Below are 1,077 nucleotides of genomic sequence, written 5' to 3' on the forward strand. Positions count from 1 at the left end.
TAGCGGCAGCGCTGGCGGCCGGTGCGGCAGCGGGCCCCGGCGCGGCCTCGGACGCGCCTGAAGCGGCCGAAGCCGCGTCTGCCGACGACGCCCCGAGCAGCATCGATTCGACCGACGGCGAGGCGATCGGCCCGCCGACCGTCGGCGCTTCGGCCGCCTGCACGGTGGCCGTGACGCGCAGCGCCTGCGGGCGCACCTGCTGGGCCAGATGGGACGGTTCGCGCGGCCCGGCCGCCGGCCGTGAGCCGAACAGGCCTTGCACCGCCGCCAGGGCGATCAGATTCGCCGCCACCAATATCGAGATAAGCCAACGTAGCATCGTCCCAGCTCTCCTTCGACAGTCAGTCGTTCGTGTTCCCGGCCCGGCCTCGCGCCCGGCATGTTCCGTGTGATCCCGTGTCGCTCGATGAAGATTCCGTGCGGCGGCCCGGTCAGGCCGCGCCGCCGCCTTGCAGGGTTGCCGATTCCGCGGCGATCCGCGCCAGCCCCGACAGTACCAGCGCATCGTGCCGCGTGTGCGGCACCGTCAGCGCCTGCGCGACGGCGTCGGCCGCGCCGCCCGACAGCACCAGCCGCACCGGCTGCGCGCCGTCGCCGGACAGATCGCGCCAGGCGCGTTCGATCAGCCCGGCCTGCGCATGCAGGCAACCGGCCGACAGCGAATGCGCGGTATCGACGGCGAACGGCAGACGGCCCGGCGCGGCGCCGAGTTCGCCGACGAGGCGCTGCGCCGTGTCGGTCGACAGCGTCGGCAATTGCGCGGTGTGCAGGCCGAGCGAGCGCATCATCAACGCCCAGCCCGGCGCGATCAGGCCACCAGTGAAGCGGCCGTCGGCATTCAGCGATTCGAGCGTGGTGGCGGTGCCGAACGTGGCGATCAGCAGCGCCTCGTCGGGGTAGGCCGCACGCGCGCCGATCAGGCCGCACCAGCGGTCGCTGCCCAGTTGCGACGGTGTGGCGTAGCCGTTGGTCACGCCGCATTGCGTCTCGCGCGCCGCGACGCGCGTGCGCGGCAGGCCGGGCCAGCGCGCCTCGATCAACGCATCGATGCGCGCGCCGAGCGCCGCGCCGGCCACG

At 73.9% G+C, this 1,077-nt stretch carries 2 protein-coding genes; both read right to left on the minus strand.

Annotation, left to right across the window (positions count from 1 at the left end):
- The coding region (locus tag G3N92_RS34235) for a hypothetical protein (protein WP_241015211.1) at window positions 1-319 on the minus strand (319 nt) is incomplete at its 3' end.
- Window positions 320-431: 112 nt separating this feature from the next.
- Window positions 432-1,077 (minus strand): type III pantothenate kinase (locus tag G3N92_RS34240; protein WP_206131898.1); only part of this gene is annotated, 646 nt, incomplete at its 5' end.

Source organism: Burkholderia sp. Ac-20379, assembly GCF_017104645.1.
Lineage (GTDB): Bacteria > Pseudomonadota > Gammaproteobacteria > Burkholderiales > Burkholderiaceae > Burkholderia.